The organism is Microbacterium sp. Leaf161, assembly GCF_001423645.1.
Lineage (GTDB): Bacteria > Actinomycetota > Actinomycetes > Actinomycetales > Microbacteriaceae > Microbacterium > Microbacterium forte.
In genome coordinates this window covers 2,439,657-2,458,070 of the sequence record NZ_LMOW01000001.1, presented here as the reverse complement: position 1 = coordinate 2,458,070, position 18,414 = coordinate 2,439,657, and the positions used below count along the sequence as shown (strand labels likewise).

17 protein-coding genes are annotated in these 18,414 nt (G+C 69.1%); 5 read left to right on the top strand and 12 right to left on the bottom strand.

All coding sequences use genetic code 11. From position 1 onward, the window contains the following. Positions 1 to 45: 45 nt before the first annotated feature. The 6 genes from ASF87_RS11670 to ASF87_RS11645 form a co-directional block, all read right to left on the bottom strand. Complete coding sequence (locus tag ASF87_RS11670) at positions 46 to 606, bottom strand: FtsB family cell division protein (protein WP_235558934.1); 561 nt, start codon at positions 604 to 606, stop codon at positions 46 to 48. Between the two features lie 53 nt (positions 607 to 659). After that, positions 660 to 1,940 (bottom strand): phosphopyruvate hydratase, encoded by a 1,281-nt coding sequence (gene eno / locus ASF87_RS11665; protein ID WP_042542068.1) that lies wholly within the window; start codon positions 1,938 to 1,940, stop codon positions 660 to 662. A gap of 100 nt (positions 1,941 to 2,040) precedes the next feature. Further along, positions 2,041 to 2,700: an O-methyltransferase gene (locus tag ASF87_RS11660; RefSeq protein ID WP_056376064.1), complete on the bottom strand. Its 660-nt coding sequence runs from the start codon at positions 2,698 to 2,700 to the stop codon at positions 2,041 to 2,043. Positions 2,701 to 2,749: 49 nt separating this feature from the next. Continuing rightward, the gene (locus tag ASF87_RS11655) at positions 2,750 to 3,682 is read right to left on the bottom strand and encodes a CPBP family intramembrane glutamic endopeptidase (protein ID WP_056376062.1); all 933 of its coding nucleotides are present in this window, start codon (positions 3,680 to 3,682) and stop codon (positions 2,750 to 2,752) included. A gap of 37 nt (positions 3,683 to 3,719) precedes the next feature. Next, complete coding sequence (locus ASF87_RS11650) at positions 3,720 to 4,739, bottom strand: DUF1648 domain-containing protein (protein WP_056376059.1); 1,020 nt, start codon at positions 4,737 to 4,739, stop codon at positions 3,720 to 3,722. Then, complete coding sequence (locus ASF87_RS11645; protein WP_056376057.1) at positions 4,736 to 5,086, bottom strand: GntR family transcriptional regulator; 351 nt, start codon at positions 5,084 to 5,086, stop codon at positions 4,736 to 4,738. Before ASF87_RS11645 ends, ASF87_RS11650 begins: the two co-directional genes overlap by 4 nt. Before the next feature lie 99 nt (positions 5,087 to 5,185). Here ASF87_RS11645 and ASF87_RS11640 point away from each other — a divergent pair, with 99 nt between their 5' ends. Next, positions 5,186 to 5,656, top strand: a complete 471-nt coding sequence (locus tag ASF87_RS11640; protein ID WP_056376055.1) for a PaaI family thioesterase — start codon at positions 5,186 to 5,188, stop codon at positions 5,654 to 5,656. A gap of 49 nt (positions 5,657 to 5,705) precedes the next feature. Beyond that, positions 5,706 to 6,932 carry an APC family permease gene (locus ASF87_RS11635; protein WP_056376053.1) on the top strand — a complete coding sequence of 409 codons (1,227 nt, stop codon included), beginning with the start codon at positions 5,706 to 5,708 and terminating at the stop codon, positions 6,930 to 6,932. On the opposite strand, the gene ASF87_RS11630 is transcribed toward ASF87_RS11635, so the two are convergent. Beyond that, positions 6,933 to 7,736: an AraC family transcriptional regulator gene (locus tag ASF87_RS11630; RefSeq protein ID WP_056376051.1), complete on the bottom strand. Its 804-nt coding sequence runs from the start codon at positions 7,734 to 7,736 to the stop codon at positions 6,933 to 6,935. It abuts the gene before it with no gap. Between the two features lie 137 nt (positions 7,737 to 7,873). Here ASF87_RS11630 and ASF87_RS11625 point away from each other — a divergent pair, with 137 nt between their 5' ends. Continuing rightward, positions 7,874 to 8,398 carry a VOC family protein gene (locus ASF87_RS11625; RefSeq protein ID WP_056376049.1) on the top strand — a complete coding sequence of 175 codons (525 nt, stop codon included), beginning with the start codon at positions 7,874 to 7,876 and terminating at the stop codon, positions 8,396 to 8,398. Here the strand turns inward: ASF87_RS11625 and ASF87_RS11620 are convergent. The 4 genes from ASF87_RS11620 to ASF87_RS11605 form a co-directional block, all read right to left on the bottom strand. Beyond that, positions 8,367 to 9,179 carry an SGNH/GDSL hydrolase family protein gene (locus ASF87_RS11620; protein WP_056376047.1) on the bottom strand — a complete coding sequence of 271 codons (813 nt, stop codon included), beginning with the start codon at positions 9,177 to 9,179 and terminating at the stop codon, positions 8,367 to 8,369. The two genes, ASF87_RS11625 and ASF87_RS11620, sit on opposite strands and share 32 nt — an antisense overlap. 181 nt (positions 9,180 to 9,360) lie before the next feature. Next, positions 9,361 to 10,611 (bottom strand): histidine--tRNA ligase, encoded by a 1,251-nt coding sequence (locus ASF87_RS11615; protein WP_056376045.1) that lies wholly within the window; start codon positions 10,609 to 10,611, stop codon positions 9,361 to 9,363. Positions 10,612 to 10,676: 65 nt separating this feature from the next. Further along, a complete protein-coding gene (locus tag ASF87_RS11610; protein WP_056376043.1) occupies positions 10,677 to 11,354 on the bottom strand; it encodes a MazG nucleotide pyrophosphohydrolase domain-containing protein in 678 nt (225 codons plus the stop codon). Between the two features lie 34 nt (positions 11,355 to 11,388). After that, on the bottom strand, positions 11,389 to 12,555 hold the full coding sequence (locus ASF87_RS11605) for a Na+/H+ antiporter NhaA (RefSeq protein ID WP_056376484.1): 1,167 nt from the start codon (positions 12,553 to 12,555) through the stop codon (positions 11,389 to 11,391). A gap of 86 nt (positions 12,556 to 12,641) precedes the next feature. On the opposite strand from ASF87_RS11605, the gene ASF87_RS11600 reads away from it, so the two are divergent. Both ASF87_RS11600 and gdhA read left to right on the top strand, forming a co-directional pair. Continuing rightward, on the top strand, positions 12,642 to 15,329 hold the full coding sequence (locus tag ASF87_RS11600; RefSeq protein ID WP_056376041.1) for a phosphoenolpyruvate carboxylase: 2,688 nt from the start codon (positions 12,642 to 12,644) through the stop codon (positions 15,327 to 15,329). 150 nt (positions 15,330 to 15,479) lie between these two features. Beyond that, the gene (gene gdhA / locus ASF87_RS11595) at positions 15,480 to 16,850 is read left to right on the top strand and encodes an NADP-specific glutamate dehydrogenase (RefSeq protein ID WP_056376039.1); all 1,371 of its coding nucleotides are present in this window, start codon (positions 15,480 to 15,482) and stop codon (positions 16,848 to 16,850) included. Between the two features lie 73 nt (positions 16,851 to 16,923). On the opposite strand, the gene ASF87_RS11590 is transcribed toward gdhA, so the two are convergent. Continuing rightward, positions 16,924 to 18,357 carry an APC family permease gene (locus tag ASF87_RS11590; RefSeq protein ID WP_082508852.1) on the bottom strand — a complete coding sequence of 478 codons (1,434 nt, stop codon included), beginning with the start codon at positions 18,355 to 18,357 and terminating at the stop codon, positions 16,924 to 16,926. Between the last annotated feature and the right edge of the window lie 57 nt (positions 18,358 to 18,414).

Below are 18,414 nucleotides of genomic sequence, written 5' to 3'. Positions count from 1 at the left end.
CGGGAGGATGCTCGGAGCGCACTCCCCGGTCGGCGGCGCCGACGGTCAGCGGCTGACTGCCGCCGTGTCGCTCAGCCCCGCGGATGTCAGCGTGCGCAGCAGCTGCGGCATCCAGTCGGAGGGCGTCTCCTCGAGCGTGTCGCTGACCGGCCCCTGCTGCTGCGGGAGCGCCGCGGGGTCGAGATCGTTGTCGATCAGGTACACGACCTCGCCGGGCTTGACGTAGTACAGGCGCTCACGCGCCTGGGTGGTGATGTAGGCCGGGTCGCTCCAACGCTCACGCTCTTTCTCGAGCGCCGCGATCTGGTCTTCGGAGACCTGGATCGACTGCTCCAGAGCCGAGATCTTCTGCCTCTGGTCTATGAAGGTGCCCAGTGTCGGCACCAGCACCCACGCCCCGAGCACGACGAGCGACAGCATGATGACCGAGAACGCCGAGAGACGGATGCCGGAGGCCCACTCGCGCACGTCGACCCGACGCTCCTGGGAGCCTCGATTCGCGGCTCCCCGGGGCCGACGGGCGGACGGACGCGGGGTCGACTTCGCGGCCGACGTGGTGCGGGATGCGCCCGAAGACGCCGAAGGAGGAGCCGGTCGTCGTGCCACGGCTCCTCCTCCGTACGTGCCGCTCAGGCGGCGTGTGTCTGTCTCTGCTGTGTTCAGCCCTGGTAGCGCGGGAACGCTGAACGGCCGGCGAAGACAGCCGCGTCACCCAGCTCTTCCTCGATGCGCAGAAGCTGATTGTACTTCGCGACGCGCTCGCTGCGAGCAGGCGCACCAGCCTTGATCTGACCCGCGTTCGTCGCGACCACGAGGTCGGCGATCGTGGTGTCCTCGGTCTCACCCGAACGGTGCGACAGCATGGCGGTGTAGCCCGAGCGCTGCGCGAGGCTGACCGCGTCGAACGTCTCGGTGAGCGTTCCGATCTGGTTGACCTTGACGAGCAGCGAGTTGGCGACGCCGCGCTTGATGCCGTCGGCGAGACGGGTCGGGTTCGTGACGAACAGGTCGTCGCCGACGAGCTGGACCTTCGAGCCGAGAGCGTCGGTGAGGAGCTTCCAGTTGTCCCAGTCGTCCTCAGCCAGCGCGTCCTCGATCGTGACGATCGGGAAGTCGTTGACCAGGCCCTCGTAGTACTCGATCAGCTCGGGGCCGCTCCAGTCCTTGTTGTCGAGGCGGTAGACGCCGTCCTTGAAGAACTCGGTGGCTGCGACGTCGAGGCCCAGCGCGATGTCGGTGCCCGGCGTGAAGCCGGCCTTCTCGATCGCCTTGACGAGGAAGTCGAGACCCTCGCGGTTGCTGGGCAGATCGGGGGCGAAGCCGCCCTCGTCGCCGAGACCCGTCGCGTAGCCGGCGGCCTTCAGCTCGCCGCGCAGCACGTGGTAGGTTTCGACGCCCCAGCGGAGTGCCTCGGAGTAGGTCTCGGCGCCGATCGGGGCGAGGAAGAACTCCTGCATGTCGATGCCGTTGTCGGCGTGCTCGCCGCCGTTGATGACGTTGAAGAGCGGAACGGGCAGCAGGTGCGCGTTCGGGCCGCCCAGGTAGCGGAACAGCGGCAGGTCTGCGGAGTCGGCCGCGGCCTTGGCGACCGCGAGGCTGACGCCGAGGATCGCGTTGGCGCCGGTGCGCTGCTTGTTGTCGGTGCCGTCGGTCTCGATCAGGATCGCGTCGACGATGCGCTGCTCGCTCGCCTCGACACCCTCGAGCGCCGGGCCGAGCTCGTCGATGATGGCGTCGACCGCCTTGAGGACGCCCTTTCCGCCGTAGCGGCTCTTGTCGCCGTCGCGGAGCTCGTACGCCTCGAATGCGCCGGTGGATGCACCGGACGGGACGGCCGCCCGCTGGACCACACCGTCGTCGAGGAGCACCTCCACCTCAACGGTCGGGTTACCGCGCGAGTCGAGAATCTCGCGTGCGCCTACAGCCTCGATCAGTGCCACTGATGTGCTCCTTGCTCAGAGAAAAGGTTGTGTGGAGCGTCGTCGATCCGCGCCCAGTCTAGCCCGCTCGCGCTCGACCTCCCGGGTCCGTCTCGGCGGCTCACACCACGACGGCGAGGGCGAAGCCGTCCCAGCCCTTGGCGCCGACCGTCTGCAGGGCGGTCGCGTCGAAGCGGGGATCCTCCCCCAGCATCCGCAGCGCGTCTCTGGTGCCGACGACCTTGGAGTCGGTCGAGTCCGCACGGACGATCTCGCCCTCCCGTCCGATGTTGTCGAGCACGATGACGGTTCCGGGATGCCCCAGCTTCGCCGCCCAGTCGAGGTAGACGGTGTTCGACTCCTTGTCGGCATCGATGAACACCAGGTCGAAGCCGCCGACCAGCGTCGGGAGCACGTCGGCACCCCGGCCGATCCGGATGTCGACACGCTCTCCGACACCGGCGTCATCGATGCTCGCCCGGGCGACGGCGGCATTGTCGGCTTCGGCCTCGACCGTGACGACGCGGCCTTCCGGCCCCACGGCCCGAGCGAGCCAGATCGTCGAATAGCCCCCGAGCGTGCCGATCTCGAGCACGCGGCGAGCGCCGCTGATGCGCGCGAGGAGGTGGAGAAGCTTGCCGCCGACGGGCGCGACCTCGATCTCGGGAAGACCGGCATCGCGCTGAGCCGACAGCGCCGACTCGAGGTGCGGATCGTGACCGACGAGCAGCTCTGCGAGGTAGGCGTCGGCATTCGACCAGGCTGCGGGAGTGGAATCCATGCCCTCAGCAAACCGTGACGTTTCGGGAGCGTCAAGAGGGTTGCGGAGGCTACCCCACGCGCGGAGCGGACAGCAGTCGGCCGGGCGCGTCCGCGAGCTCGGGCTGTTCACGGAACTGCCCGGTGACGACGAGGACGGCGATGACCGCTGCCGCGACGATCCACCCCGCGACGCCGAGCGGTCCGGCGAGCGCGAGATCGGGCTGCGATGCGGCGAAGATGACGATCAGTCCGGCGGCGGCGTTGAGGGAGCCATGGGCGAGAACAGCCGGCCAGACCGAGGCAGAGCGCAGGCGCAGCCAGCCCAGGAGAACGCCCCAGGCCATGCAGCCGCCGATCATGAAGAGCACACCGGTGATGTCTGTGCGCCCGAAGTTGTAGCCCAGCAGGATCAGCGGGCTGTGCCAGACACCCCAGATCGCGCCGCTGAGGAGCAGCGTGGGCCAGGTGCCGAGCGGACGCAGCGCGGGCACCAGCCATCCGCGCCATCCGAGCTCTTCGCCGAACGCCAGCACGCTGTTGAGGAGTGCGCCGAAGGGGATCATCACGATCTGCGAGATCACGACGACCTCGATCGGCGGCATCGGCGCACCGGCGGGGAGCGCCTTCGCGACCTCTGCGGAGAACGCGGCGAAGGTCAGGTCGAGCTGCACGAACCCGAGCGCTGCCGCGAGCACGATGCCGAGCGCGACGAGAAGGGGCGGTACGAGCCAGCCGGCCACCATCAGCCAGACGACCCGCTTGGCCGGGCGCAGCGGCCACAGCCCGAGGAATCGCGCCCGCTCGCCCCTCGACGGGAATCGCATCGTGAAGGTGACCACCAGTGCGGCGATCGCGGGGGTCAGCATCATCACCGGCAGGAGGAACCAGGTGCTCGGCTCGGCGAGTCCGTCGCCCAGCCAGAGAGGGAGGGCGACCACCCACGCGAGTCCGCACGCGAGTGCGACGAAGACGGTGATGGCTGTGGCTCGGATGCGAGTCATGGGTTCTCTCCCTGTTCGGGTTCGCCGAGGGGTGCGGTCATCGGCGTGCGGCTGCGGCGAGGACGGATGCCGCGGTGCCCGCGTCGTCGACCGTGACGACGAACACCCGCCCGTTCGTGCGGGTCACCTCGAGGGCCTCACCGGCGCGCAGCACGAACCCGCGCCGTCCGTCGGTGCCGATGCGGTATCCCCAGCCGCCGAACTCGGCGAACGGATCGACCTGGATCGAACGGGTGCTCGCGATCTCGTCGGCGGGGATGGCGAGACGCGGCCATCCTGCCGCAGAGCGAACACGCAGCCCGGCCGGGCTCGCACGGACGCGGAAGGACAGCCCCGTGACGACGACCACCACCAGGAGGAGCGAGACCGCCGCCGTGATCCATCCCGCGGCGATCCCCTGCGCGAGCAGCAGGACCGTGATCGCGATCGCGAAGAACACCCCGATGCCGAGCACGATCTGTCCCGACCGCGCGATGGACACGCTTCGCATCCACACCGCACGCTCGTGATCGGCCAGGGGCAGCGGTGGCGCCGGAGCATCGGACGGACGTGCGGGGACCGCGGTCTTCGGCTGCAGGAACCAGCCCACCACGCTCAAGACTGCCAGGACGACGAGGAACACGGGCACCCACGGCGTGATGTCGGCCGCGTCCGCGGCATCGGCGAGCCCGCGCTGCACGGCGGTTGTGACGATGGCGAGCGTCGCCATCATTCCCGCGATGCCGAGGCTCGTCGCACCGAGCAGCCGCGCGGTCGCGGACCACTGCGGCTGCGGGATCGGCGCGGCAGCTCCCCGCTGCGGGAGTCGGTGGGAGAACAGCGCGATGAACGCGAACAGCACGACGATTCCTCCGCCGAGACCGATCAACAGGACGAGGAATGTCCACGGAGGGGCGAAGCCGTCGACCCCATCGGGACCCCAGTGGATCGCCGCAGGGTCTGGCATCTCGGGGAGCCAGGCGAGCACGACGATGCTCGCGAGAGCGATCAACGCGAGAGGGAGGATCACCCCCACCCACCAGAAGGCGGCGCGGGCTCTGCGGATCTCGGGGGTCATGCGTCGGTCTCCTTGATGAGGGCGGCCAGGGTCGTGGAGGAGACGCCGAGCGAGGCGGCGCGGGCGACGAGCGCGGTGATGTCCTGTGAGAGCTCGGCCAGAGGTGCGGCGGAGGCTGCGACCACTGCCCCCCTGCCGCGACGCAGGTCGATCAGGCCCTCGTCTCTGAGCTGCTGATAGGCGCGGAGCACCGTGTGCAGATTGATCTCGAGTGCGTCTGCCAGCTCGCGCGCGGCCGGCAGCCGATCACCGGGCACGAGCCGCCCGGTCAGCACGTCGGCACGGACGGACGCCGCGACCTGATCGAAGAGCGGCCGAGCGCTGTCGGCATCGATTCGAATCAGCATCGCGGTCCTCAATTTCTACTAGTTATAGGATAACTATAACAACTGTCTGAACCCTCCAGCAAGCTTCGTCTCCCTGACCGCATCGTCCACACTGACCTCATGCGCATCACTCCCCGACGTCTCGCCACCGGCATGAGCCTGTGGATCCCCAATCTCTTCAGCGGCATCCGCATCCGTCGCTTCAGCGAGGACTGGACCCACGCGACCGTCGAGCTGCACGTGAACGTCTTCACACGCAACTACGTCAAGACGGCATTCGGCGGCTCGATGTCGGCGATGACGGACCCGTACTTCTTCATGCTCGTGATGCACCAGCTCGGACGCGACTACGTGGTGTGGGACACCCGCGGCGAGATCGAGTTCCTCAAGCCCGGCCGCGGGATCCTCACAGCCGAGTTCGAGGTCAGCAGGGAGCGGGTCGAGGAGATCCGCGAGCGCACGCACGGCGGCACGAAGGTGCTCGAGTGGTTCGAGACCGTGATCACAGACCGCGACGGCGATGTCGTCGCGAAAGTGCGACGCGAGGTCTACATCCGCGAGAAGAAGCGCGTGACCGCGGCTCGCGGCTGAGCAGCGAGGAAGTCACCGGAAATTCACCCTCGCATGACACGATGACGGGATGCCCCTCGCACGCCGCCTGAGACTCGGCGACGCCGTCGCCATCGGACTCGGCTCGATGATCGGTGCGGGCGTGTTCTCGGTGTGGGCACCTGCGATGGGCGTCGCCGGCAGCGGCATCCTGATCGCCCTGGCGATCGCCGCGATCGTCGCCTACTGCAACGCCACCGCGTCGGCGCAGCTCGCCGCAGCGCACCCCGTTGCCGGCGGCACCTATGCGTACGCCAGAGCAGAGATCGGTCCGTGGTGGGGTTTCGTGGCCGGCTGGAGCTTCGTGATCGGCAAGATCGCGAGCTGCGCCGCGATGGCCATGACCTTCGCCGCCTACGCGGCGCCCGAGGGCTGGCAGGTGCCGGTGGCCGTGGCAGCAGTCGTCGCGCTCGCAGCCGTCAACTGCTTCGGCGTCACGCGAACCGCGCTCGTCACCCGGGTGCTCGTCGCGTGCTCCCTGCTGGGGCTCGCGCTCGTCGCCGCCACCGGACTCGGGGGATCGTCTACGGCGACCCCCGCCCCTCTTCCCGACGCCAGCGCATACGGTGTGCTGCAGGGCGCAGGACTGCTCTTCTTCGCGTTCGCAGGGTACGCGCGCATCGCGACCATGGGCGAAGAGGTCGTCGACCCTGCCCGGACGATCCCGCGCGCCATCGCCCTCGCGCTGGGCGGTGCGGTCGTCGTCTACACGCTCGTCGCGATCACGGTCGTCCTCGTCCTCGGTGGCGAGGCGGCGACGAGCACGACGCCTCTGGCCGATGTCGCCACGGCCACCGGGTGGCAGGCTCTCACCCCGGTCATCCGCATCGCGGCGGCGGCGGCCTCGCTCGGCGCTCTGCTCGCGCTGCTCACCGGCATCGGGCGGACGACCCTGGCCATGGCCCGCGAGCAAGACCTGCCGCGGTTCCTCGCGCAGGTCGACGAGCGCTGGCAGGTGCCGCGTCGTGCCGAGATCACGATCGCGCTGATCATCGTCGGGATCGTGGTCATCGCCGACCTTCGCGACGCGATCGGGTTCTCCTCGTTCGGGGTGCTGCTGTACTACCTCATCGCGAACGCCGCAGCGTTCCGACAGCAGGCGGCGGCTCGCCTCTATCCCCGCGCCTTGCAGGTCATCGGAGCTCTGGGCTGCCTCCTGCTCGTGAACACGCTGCCCGTCGTGGCCTCGGCGATCGGAACCGCGGTCGTGCTCATCGGAGTGCTCTATCGGATGACCCGCCTCAGACTGTCGCGGTGATCACATCTGCGCAGTCTCGTCCGGGGACTGCTCAGACGCTCCCGCACGGTACGTGCGAGGAGCCATGCCGAGGATGCTGCGGAAGTCACGTGTGAGGTGCGCGTGATCGGCGTAGCCGAGGTCTGCCGCGAGGCCCGACAGCTCGATCCCCGGATCGAGGCGCAGCCGCTCGGCGGCCTCCTGAAGGCGACGCCGGCGGATCATCGCCGCCGGTGAGACGCCCACGTGTCGGTGGGCCATCCGCTGCAGTGTGCGCACCGAGACCGCCAGGCGCATCGCCGCCTCTTCGACGCTGCCGGCGGCATCATCCCCCATGAGCACCTCGACGAGCGCGTTCGCGTGCCGCGCGGCATCGTCGACAGCCCCGACCCGGCGCACGAGCCAGTCGGAGAAGACCGCGACGGCGCGCTCACGGCGCCCCTCCCCCGTGCTCATGGCGGCACCGATCGCATCCGCCAGGTCAGGCGCATCGATGATCGTCTCGGTGTCGACGAGCGCAGCCGGGTCGTCGACGAGCGCTGCCACAGCGGCCGGCCGCAACAGCGCGCCGACCGCCCAGCTCGTTCCGCGCAGGTCGCGATGCGATGCCCGCGTCGTCGCACCCGACAGGGTGACCGCGCCCTGCTCGACCACGAGGTTGAGCGCCGGGTAGCCGACGATCTCCTGCCGCGATGACCGGCCGGGCTCTATCGACCACTCCGGGATCCAGAACCACACGGCGAGATCCCGCGCGGCCGCCGCGGGCGGCAGCCGATGGAACTCGGGCAGCCGGGTCGGGTAGAGCACTCCACGGGTCGGACGCATGTCTACTCGTCGCTCGGGAGGTATTCGACATCCATGTCCTCGACCCTACGACCCTTGCGCCGCGAGACAGAGGGCGCGCTGCGCAGTCTGTCGTCGATGTTCAAGCGCACACCCCGAGGGCTCCGTACCGTGAACGCATGACCACCGAGAACACGACCGGCGTGACCGGCGAACACACCACCGACGGCCGCCCGCACAGCGCTACCTCGCTCACTCCGTTCCTCGCGATCGCCGGAGCCAGAGAGGCGATCGACTTCTACCGAGAGGTCTTCGGCGCCCGCGTCGTCGACGTCACGGAGTTCGGGGGCGTCGTCGCCCACGCCGACCTCGACTTCGGCCTCGGTCGCCTGCAGCTGGGCGAGCCGAGCCCCGAGTATCACCTGGTTCCCGCACCGTCGGGTGACGACGACTGCTACTCGATGGGCCTCTACGTCTCGGACGTCGACGCCGTGGTCGAGCGGGCGGTCGCCGCGGGAGCGACCGTGCGCGAAGCTCCGTCCGCCTTCGTCTCGGGCGACCGATTCGCGAGCATCCGCGACCCCTTCGGCGTGAGGTGGTCGGTGATGACCCGCGTCGAAGACCTCTCGGACGACGAGAGCGCGCGTCGCGTCGCCGACTGGGCCGCGTCGTTCAGCGCGGCACCGTCTGACGGCGCGAGCTGAGAGCCGCCTCCGCCGCGAGGCACGCGGCGGGGAGCAGCACCTCGGCCGTGCGCCGGTAGCCGAGCGGGCTCGGATGGAAGCGATCCAGGCTGAACATGGCATCGGGATCGTCGAAGAACATCGGGCCCACGGCTCGGCGGAGATCGACGGGCCGCGCCCCGGCCGAGCGTGCGGTCTCGGCCTGCGCTTCGGCCAGCCTGCGCGACACGCTCGAGATCAGCCTCCGCAGCGGCTGCGGCACGGGGCGCAGCGCGCCGAGGTCGGGGCATGTGCCGACGACGACCTCGGCGCCCTGGCGGCGCAGGTGCACGATCGTGTCGCGTAAGTGCTGTGTGGAGACGGCGATCGGCAGGCGGTGCGTGACGTCATTGCCTCCGACCACGATCACAGCCACGTGCGGTGCGTAGTCATCGGGCAGACCCGCGAGCTGAGCGGCGAGATCGGGCGACTCCGCACCGACGACCGCGGCGGTGCGCAGGCGCACGGGCCGCCGCATGCGCCGTGCCATGCCTTTCGCGAGCCGTCCGCCGAGGGTCTCCTTGCGGCGCTCGGCGCCGAGACCTGCCGCCACCGAGTCGCCCAGCACGAGAAGCTGCACAGGATCGCCGTCGAGCGCACGACGCCAGACGCGATCGGCATCGATCGACTGCTCGCCGAGCGGTTTGCCGATGCGCCGACGCGCGATCGCCGCCTGACGCGCGAGCACGAACCGGATGCCGACGGCGGCCGAGACCGATGCAGCACCGATCACGGCGAAGGCGACGAGATGCTGTCGACTCATGCTCTGATTCGATCCGACCGTCGTGAACGCCGAGTGAACGGCATCCGCAGTGTCCGTCTGCAGGACCGGGGCACGTCCGCAGGACGAAGCCAGCGGTCTGCCCCTGCATCCCGTGCGGTCTTCCTGCAGACGGACCCAGAGTTCGAAAGCCGTGCCCGGAATGCGAAAGAAGAGCGGCGCCTCAGGCCAGCGGCTTGAGCTCCAGCTCGGCGGCGCCCGTCGCGACGGTCGCGAACTCGGTGTATCCGTCGGCGGCCGAGCGCTCGAGCAGTGCCTTCACGTTCTTCGTGCGCCGCTCGAGCCTGACCCTGGCCCCGGATGCCACGAGCCCCGCCTTGTGCGTGACGAGCTCGGCGACCGGCACGTCGGCGTCGTGGATGAGCACGACGGCGCGTTCGCCGGCATCCGCTCCCGCCGTCACGAGATCGACGAGCCTCTCGAAGCCGAGGGAGAAACCCACGGCAGGGACCTGCTGACCGAGGAACCGCCCGATCATGCCGTCATAGCGGCCGCCGCCGCCGAGCGAGTACGACACAGACGGATGCGCGAGCTCGAAGATCGTGCCGGTGTAGTAGCCCATGCCGCGCACGAGGAACGGATCGAAGACCAGCGGGATGTCGGTCGCACCTCGACCGGCGGCGACGGCCTCGCCGATGCCGACGAGGTGCCCGACGATCTCCTCCGGAGCGTTCTCGGGGAGCGCCTTGCGGATCTGCCGCTCGCCGAACGGGTTGTACTCCATGGTCTGCGGACGAAGGAGGAACGCCTCGAACGCGTCGACGGCCGCCGCTGCCGAGCCGCGCTCGCGCAGTTCGGCAGCGACGCCGTCTGGACCGATCTTGTCGAGCTTGTCGATCGTGATGAGAACGCCGGGGCGCTCCTCGCCCGTGAAGCCGAAGCTGTCGAGCATCCAGTCGAGCGCACGTCGATCATTGATGCGAACGGTCGCTCCTTCGAGGCCCAGCGCGTCGACCGCGTCGAGCGAGGCGACCATGAGCTCGGCCTCTGCCCGCGAGGAGTCGTCGCCGATGATGTCGATGTCGCACTGCACGAACTGGCGGTAGCGGCCCTTCTGGGGGCGCTCGGCGCGCCAGACCGGCCCGATCTGGATGGCGCGGAACACACCGGGAAGCTGCCCGCGGTTGCTCGCATAGAAGCGCGCGAGGGGAACCGTGAGGTCGTAGCGCAGACCCAGGTCTGCCAACGCGCTCTGGTCGCCGGCGCCCTCACGGATCGCCTCCGCGTCGAGGCCGCGTCGCAGCACGTTGTATGCGAGCTTCTCGTTGTCTCCGCCGATGCCGGCGTGCAGTCGCGAGTACTCCTCGAGCGCCGGGGTCTCGATCTCGTCGAAGCCATGCGTGCGGTATCGATCGCGGATGACGGCGAGGACGCGCTCGCGGCGGGCCTTGTCGGCGGGGAGGATGTCGCGCATTCCGCGCGGCGGGTTCACAGTAGCCACGACTCCATCTTTCCAGGTCGGCGGGGCGGGCTGCGGCCTCAGGCCCCCGATTCCGCCTCGCGGACCTCGGCCTCGACCGCTCTGAGTCGTTCTCGCAGTGCCCGTTCCGCATCCCAGCCCTCGGCGCGGGCGACCGCGACGAGAGCGAGCAGAGCGTCGCCCAGCTCGGCCTCCGAGGACGGCCTCGCGGCACCCGCCGCTGCATCCGTCGCGGCGACGACACCGGCCCCCGCAGCTCGACCGACGATCTTCTGCGCCAGCGCGAGCGCCGGCATCCCGCGTGGAATCCCGTCGAGGACGCTGCGTCTCGCGCGCTTCTCCGCCGCCTTCGCGGCATTCCAGTGCATGAGGACCTCTTCAGGCGTCGTCGCGACCTCACCGGCGAAGACATGGGGATGCCGCCGCACCATCTTCTCGGTCAGTGTGGCGGCCACATCGTCGATGTCGAACGGGTCGTCAGCATCCTGCGCAGCGATCGCGGAGTGGAACAGCACCTGCCAGAGCAGGTCGCCGAGTTCTTCGCGCAGGTCGTCGCGCGTGCCGTTCTCGACGGCGTCGATCACCTCGTGCGACTCCTCGATGAGATACGGCACGAGATCGCGGTGCGTGATCTGCTGGGACCAGACGCACCGCTCTCGCACCTCGCGCATCGTCTCGGCGGCGGCGCGCAGCGGGTCGCGGTGCGACTCTGCGCTCACTGGCCCTTCCTCAGACATCACTGTGGCTGCCTTCCTCGTCCCTGTCTCGTGATCACGATGTCACGACGCCCTGGCGTCGGTACGCGCGTGCACGCAGTGAGACGATGATCCCCGACAGCACGAGCGCCACGAGCGAGCCGACGAGCACGCCCAGGATCGCCTGGTCGCGGATGCCCGCGTCGGTCGCGAAGGCGAGGTTCGCCAGCAGCAGCGAGACGGTGAAGCCGATTCCACCGAGCGCACCGGCGGCGACGATGTCGGCGAACGGCAGGGCGGGCGCCGCGCCTCGGGGACGGATCCGCATTGCCAGCCACCCGAACACGGAGATGCCGATGATCTTGCCGACGGGCAGTGCGACGGCGATTCCCCAGAAGGCGGGCGACAGCTCTGTCGGCGAGAGCGCGGGGATCACGACGAAGGCGGCGACGAACGCGAAGATCGGCAGGATCGCGCCGTTCACCGTCGGCTCGAGAGCGTGTCGGGTGCGTGCGGCGGGAACGGGCGACATCACGAGCCCGAGCATCACGCCCGCGATCGTGGCATGGATCCCCGAGGACGCCACCAGGCCCCAGGCGACGATGCCGACCACGACCATCGCGACGGCGACCGCCGGATGCCCCTTGGCGTGCAGCAGCCCGCTGAGCAGCCAGAAGGCGACGACGGCGGCGACGGCGAGCGCGAGGAAGAGCCACTGCACGTCGTGCGCGAACAGCACGGCGATGAAGATGATGCCGATGATGTCGTCGAGGATCGCCAGCGCGAGCAGGAACACCCGGACGTTCGACGGAAGTCCGCGGCCGAACATGGCGAGGACGCCGAGCGCGAACGCGATGTCGGTCGCGGTCGGGATGGGCCATCCGGTGGCGGTCGCCGAGTCGCCCGCGATGAGGAGGTAGACCGCGATCGGCACCAGCACACCACCTGCGGCGGCGATGGCCGGCTGCACGGCTTTGCTCGGCGAGTCGAGCTCACCGTGGGTCAGCTCGTGCCGCAGCTCGATCGCCACCACGAGGAAGAACACCGCGAGCAGCCCGTCGGACACCCAGTGCTCGACCGAGAGGTCGAGGACGGTGCCGGGGATCGCGATATGGAAGTCGAGGACTGCGGCGAGCGCATCGTGCGAAGGGAGGTTCGCCAGCAGGATTCCCAGTCCTGCCGCGACGAGCAGGAGGACAGCGGGGAACTGCTGACCACGGAGGGGGTTCGCGGAGATGCGCATCGCCCCCATGGTAGTTGCGGCTGCCTCGCGCGTCTCACATCGTCATGCGTTCAGAGCACGGCCCCGAGCCGGGATACTCTCGAACGGTGACCCCCGAACACGCCTTCCCCGAGCCCACTGACACCTCGGCCATCCGCATCATCGGCCGTTTCGAAGCAGGCCGCGGCATTCCTGATGCCATGCGCACCGATGTGAGAATGCTCGGCGCCCTTCTCGGCCAGGTTCTGCGCGAGTCGGGCGGTGACGACCTCTTCGAGGACGTGGAGCGACTGCGACTGGCGACGATCCAGGCCTATGACGAGGAGACGTCCGACGCCTTCGACCGCGCTGCGGCGATCGCCGAGTCGTTCTCGATCGCGCGCGCCGACGAGGTCGCCCGCGCGTTCACCTGCTACTTCCACCTCGTCAATCTCGCCGAGGAGCACCAGCGCGTGCGGGTTCTGCGCGAGCGCGCCGGCCAGCCCGGTCGCGAGGATGCCGCAGACACGGTCGCCACCGCGTACGCGCGCCTGAAGACCGAGGTCGGCGATGACGAGGCTCGCCGTCGTCTCGAGGGCCTGCGCTTTCACCCGGTGTTCACCGCCCACCCGACCGAGGCGCGCCGTCGCGCCGTGTCGTCGAGCATCCGCCGCCTCTCCGATCTGCTCACGCAGCACGATGCGGCGAGCGAGGGCGGGTCCGAGGAGCACCGCGCCCGGCGTCGGATGCTGGAGGAGATCGACACCCTCTGGCGCACGGCACCGCTGCGAGCCGAGAAGCCGTCGCCGACCGACGAGGTGCGCACGGTCATGGGCGTGTTCGACGAGACGCTCTTCACCACCGTGCCGCACGTGTATCGCCGCATCGACGACGCACTGCGCGGTGACGACTCCGGCTCGAGTGCACCGGTCGTCCCGGCCTTCGTGCGCATCGGCTCCTGGGTCGGCGGCGACCGCGACGGCAACCCGTTCGTGACGGCATCCGTGACCCGAGAGGCGTCGCAGATCGCCTCCGACCATGTGCTGCGCGGTCTCGAGCGCGCGCTCGAGCGCATCGGCCGCACGCTCACCCTGAGCGCCGAGGACACTCCCCCGAGTGACGCCGTCTCGGCGCTCTGGGATTCGTTCGCGGCCGCCGAGCCGCGGGTCGCGCACGAACTGGCCGCCCGCTCCCCCGGCGAGCCCCACCGACGGGTGCTGCTCGCCCTGGCACATCGCGTCGCAGCCACCAGGCACGGCGACGAAGAGGGGTATGCCCGCCCGGAGGAGCTGCTCGAAGACCTTCGCGTGGTGCAGTCGTCGTTGTCGGATGCGGGTGCGAAGCGCCACGCCTTCGGAGGCGTGCAGCACCTGATCTGGCAGGTGGAGACGTACGGCTTCCACCTCACCGAGCTCGAGGTGCGCCAGCACTCGCAGGTGCACGCGAAGGCCCTCGCAGAGCTCGAGAGCGGCGAGGCGATCAGCACGCAGACCGAAGAGGTGCTCGAGGTCTTCCGCGCGATCGCCGAGATCCAGCGCGACCGCGGACTCCGTGCCGCCGGTCGTTACGTCGTGTCGTTCACGCAGGCCGCTTCCGACCTCGCGAACGTCCACAGGCTCGCGGCGCACGCGCTCGGCGACGATGCGCCCGTGCTCGACGTGGTGCCCCTGTTCGAGACCTTCGCCGACCTCCAGGCGGCTCCCGGCATCCTCGCCGAGGCGGTGACCTTCCCCGAGTTCGAGGCTCGCCTCGCAGCGACCGGGAACCGACTCGAGGTCATGCTCGGCTACTCGGACTCGTCGAAGGACGTCGGCCCGGTCGCCGCCAACCTCGCGCTGTACGAGGCGCAGGAGAAGATCGCGCAGTGGGCACAGGAGTCGGACATCGAGCTGACGCTGTTCCACGGACGCGGCGGCGCCCTCGGACGCGGCGGCGGACCGGCCAACTCGGCGATCCTCGCGCAGCCGCCGCACTCGGTCGACGGGCGCTTCAAGCTGACCGAGCAGGGCGAGGTCATCTTCGCCCGGTACGGCGAGCCTGCCATCGCCATGCGGCACATCGACCAGGTCGCCGCGGCGACCCTGCTCGCGTCCTCGCCGAGCGTCGAGAAGCACACGAGCGACGCGGCGGCGCGTTTCTCCGACATCGCCGCCGTCATGGACGCCTCGTCACGCGAGCGGTTCTTCTCGCTCGTGAAGGCCGAGGGCTTCGCTCCCTGGTTCGCCACGGTGACTCCTCTGGAGGAGATCGGTCTGCTCGCCCTGGGCTCGCGTCCTGCCAGGCGGGGGCTGTCGGTCGAGTCGCTCGAAGACCTGCGTGCCATCCCGTGGGTGTTCGCCTGGACCCAGGCCCGCATCAACCTGGCCGGCTGGTTCGGCCTCGGCACGGCTCTCGCCGCCGTCGGCGACGAGGCACGACTCATCGAGGCCTACCGCGATTGGCCGCTGCTGCGCACCATGATCGACAACGTCGCCATGAGCCTCGCGAAGACCGACGAGCGCATCGCCCGCCAGTACCTCGCACTCGGTGACCGCGACGATCTCGCCCAGCTCGTGCTGGACGAGCTCGCGCTCACCCGCGAATGGGTCATCCGCCTCACCGGTGGCGTCGGGCTGCTCGAGAACAAGCCGATCCTGCAGCGCGCGGTGCAGTTGCGCACGCCGTACGTCGACGCGCTGTCACTGCTGCAGCTGCGCGCACTGCGCTCCCTGCGCGACCCCGGTGAGGCGACCGGATCCGGAGCCGACGACGAGCAGAAGCGCCTGCTGCTGCTCTCGGTCAGCGGCGTCGCGGCCGGTCTGCAGAACACCGGGTGATCGACGCCCATCGCGCCTGAGCGAGCGCATGCCGGTGTGAAGGTCCTCACATCGGCGTGCCCGCTAGAGTGAAAACTCCGCCCGATCCGGCGTACCCTCACGCGACACGATCGCACGCAGCACCATCCCCCGATCAGAAAGCTCTTTCGCGTGACCTCTTCTCCATCCGCCGACTTCCACCCGCTCGCAGAGTCCGTGCAGCCCGTGTTCGACACGGTGCTCGCCCGCAGCCCGCACGAGCCCGAGTTCCAGCAGGCCGTGCACGAGGTGCTGAACTCGATCGCCCCTGTGCTGGCACGCAACCCGCAGTTCGTCGACGGCGGCATCCTCGACCGTCTGGTCGAGCCCGAGCGGCAGATCCTGTTCCGGGTGCCGTGGGTCGACGACGCCGGTCGCCTGCAGGTCAACCGCGGCTACCGCATCCAGTTCTCCTCCGTTCTCGGCCCCTACAAGGGCGGTCTGCGCTTCCACCCCTCGGTCAACCTGTCGATCATCAAGTTCCTCGGGTTCGAGCAGATCTTCAAGAACGCGCTGACAGGACAGGGCATCGGCGGCGGCAAGGGCGGCTCCGACTTCGACCCGCACGGTCGGTCGGATGCCGAGATCATGCGCTTCTGCCAGTCGTTCATGAGCGAGCTCTACCGCCACCTCGGCGAGCACACCGACGTCCCCGCAGGAGACATCGGCGTCGGCGGCCGCGAGATCGGCTACCTCTTCGGCCAGTACCGCAAGATCACGAACCGTCATGAGTCGGGCATGTTCACCGGCAAGGGCACCGGCTGGGGTGGCGCCGAGGTGCGCACCGAGGCCACCGGATACGGGGCCGTGTTCTTCGCGCAGGAGATGCTCGGCGTGCACGGCGACTCGCTCGACGGCAAGCGCGTGGGCGTCTCGGGCTCGGGCAACGTCGCGATCTACGCGATCCAGAAAGCGTCGCAGCTCGGCGCGACCGCTGTCACGGCATCCGACTCCTCCGGATACGTCGTCGACGACGCCGGGATCGACGTCGACCTGCTGCGCCAGATCAAGGAGGTCGAGCGCGCCCGCATCGTCGAGTACGCGAACCGTCGCCCCGGCGCGCGCTTCGTCGAGGGCGGCAGCGTCTGGGAGGTTCCCGTCGACATCGCCGTGCCCTCTGCCACGCAGAACGAGCTCGACCTCGACGCTGCCGAGGCGCTCATCGCCAACGGCGTGCGCGCCGTCTCGGAGGGCGCGAACATGCCCTGCGTCCCCGCCGCCGTCGAGGCTTTCCAGGGCACCGGCGTGCTCTTCGCGCCCGGCAAGGCCGCGAACGCCGGAGGCGTGGCGACCTCCGCGCTGGAGATGAGCCAGAACGCATCGCGTCAGCGGTGGAGCTTCGACGCCAGCGAGAACAAGCTGCGCGAGATCATGGCCGACATCCACAGCGCCGCGTTCGACGCCGCAGAGCGCTACGACGTCGCGGGCGATTACGTCGCCGGGGCGAACATCGCCGGCTTCGAGCGCGTCGCCGGCGCGATGCTCGCGCAGGGCGTGATCTGACCGCACTCGCGTCGCGCGCACGTGTGAAGAGCCGCCTCCCTCACGGGTGGCGGCTCTTCTGCATCCCGCGTCGTCAGCTCTCGTCGACCGGTACCTTCACGACCTTGTTGAATCCGGTCACCGCCTGGTTCTCGTCGAACGCGACGACCTTCTTGCGGAAGCCCCTCGTGATCACGGCGAGGTAGATCAGGCCGAGCGCCGTCCAGATCAGGCCTCCGGTCAGGGCGTCCGCGTGCAGGTTCACCCACAGCAGTCCAGTGAGCAGCATGCCGATTGCCGGCATCACGATATACGAGAAGATATCGCGCGGCGTGTGGCGCCGACCCTTGCGGATCGCGAACCATGCGATCACCGAGATGTTGACGAAGGTGAACGCGATCAGGGCGCCGTAGTTGATCCACGCCGCGATCAGCTCGAGCGTGAAGGGGATGGCGAGCAGCGAGATCGCGCCCACCAGCACGATGTTGAAGGTCGGCGTGTGCGTGCGGGGGTTGATATACCCGAAGGCCTTCTGCGGCAGCACGTTGTTGCGTCCCATCACGAGCAGCATGCGTGACACCGATGCGTGCGAGGCGAGCCCGGATGCCAGGGTCGCGCAGAAGCCCGCAGCCGTCAGCACGGCCATGAGCACGTTGCCGCCGACGAGGTTGCCGATGATCGGCAGCGTCGAGTCCTCGACGTACTGCATGTCGCCGCCGGGGGCGAACTCGTTCCAGTCCGGGAACCGCAGCTGCGTCACGTACGCGGCCACGAGGAAGATCGCTCCGCCGAGCAGCACCGTGAGCAGGATCGCCTTGGGCATGATCTTCGGGTCCTTCGCCTCCTCGGCGTACATGGTGACCGCGTCGAAGCCGATGAATGAGAAGCAGACGATCGTGGCGCCCATGAGCACCGCGCTCACCGTCGCCCCGTCGTGGATGAACGGAGCTGCCGACGCGATCGTCCCCGCGCCTTCACCACGCATCAGCTGGGCCACGACCATGACGACGAACACGACCATCACGACGATCGAGAACACGAGCAGGATCATGTTCATGTTCGAGGTGCCGCGCATGGTCATGTAGATGATGCTCGTGACGAGGATGCAGTAGAGGACCACCCAGATCCAGCCGGGGATGTCGGGGAACAGCGCCTCGAGGTAGCTGCGGATGATGAGGCAGTTGACCATCGGAAGCAGCACGTAGTCGATGAGCGAGGTCCAGCCGACCATGAAGCCGAGGTTCGGATGGATCGATTCGCGCACGTAGGTGTAGGCGGAACCGGCGCTCGGGATGGCGCGAGAGATCTTGCCGTAGCTGATCGCCGTGAAGACCATCACGACGAGGGCGACGAGGTAGGCGGCGGGAACGACGTTATCGGTGTCGCGAGCCACCATGCCGAAGGTGTCGAAGACGACGGTCGGCGTCATGTAGCCGAGACCGAGACCGACGATCGCCCAGAGACCGAGGTTGCGTCGCAGTCTTCCGCCACCCTGCGCGAGCGGCTTCGTCTTGATGGGCGTGGCCATGAGTACTCCTTCGGGAACAGCGCATGGGTCGGACTTCGGGCGATCCGACGCTGACGC

Excerpts from the sequence above, each read along its gene's own strand:
- ASF87_RS11655 (WP_056376062.1), bottom strand. The coding sequence starts at position 3,682 with ATGACTCGCATCCGAGCCACAGCCATCACCGTCTTCGTCGCACTCGCG.
- ASF87_RS11635 (WP_056376053.1), top strand. The coding sequence starts at position 5,706 with ATGCCCCTCGCACGCCGCCTGAGACTCGGCGACGCCGTCGCCATCGGA.
- ASF87_RS11630 (WP_056376051.1), bottom strand. The coding sequence starts at position 7,736 with ATGCGTCCGACCCGTGGAGTGCTCTACCCGACCCGGCTGCCCGAGTTC.
- ASF87_RS11640 (WP_056376055.1), top strand. The coding sequence starts at position 5,186 with ATGCGCATCACTCCCCGACGTCTCGCCACCGGCATGAGCCTGTGGATC.
- ASF87_RS11605 (WP_056376484.1), bottom strand. The coding sequence starts at position 12,555 with ATGCGCATCTCCGCGAACCCCCTCCGTGGTCAGCAGTTCCCCGCTGTC.
- ASF87_RS11620 (WP_056376047.1), bottom strand. The coding sequence starts at position 9,179 with ATGAGTCGACAGCATCTCGTCGCCTTCGCCGTGATCGGTGCTGCATCG.
- ASF87_RS11645 (WP_056376057.1), bottom strand. The coding sequence starts at position 5,086 with ATGCTGATTCGAATCGATGCCGACAGCGCTCGGCCGCTCTTCGATCAG.
- ASF87_RS11590 (WP_082508852.1), bottom strand. The coding sequence starts at position 18,357 with ATGGCCACGCCCATCAAGACGAAGCCGCTCGCGCAGGGTGGCGGAAGA.
- ASF87_RS11615 (WP_056376045.1), bottom strand. The coding sequence starts at position 10,611 with ATGCGCGACATCCTCCCCGCCGACAAGGCCCGCCGCGAGCGCGTCCTC.
- ASF87_RS11625 (WP_056376049.1), top strand. The coding sequence starts at position 7,874 with ATGACCACCGAGAACACGACCGGCGTGACCGGCGAACACACCACCGAC.
- ASF87_RS11610 (WP_056376043.1), bottom strand. The coding sequence starts at position 11,354 with ATGTCTGAGGAAGGGCCAGTGAGCGCAGAGTCGCACCGCGACCCGCTG.
- ASF87_RS11650 (WP_056376059.1), bottom strand. The coding sequence starts at position 4,739 with ATGACCCCCGAGATCCGCAGAGCCCGCGCCGCCTTCTGGTGGGTGGGG.
- ASF87_RS11660 (WP_056376064.1), bottom strand. The coding sequence starts at position 2,700 with ATGGATTCCACTCCCGCAGCCTGGTCGAATGCCGACGCCTACCTCGCA.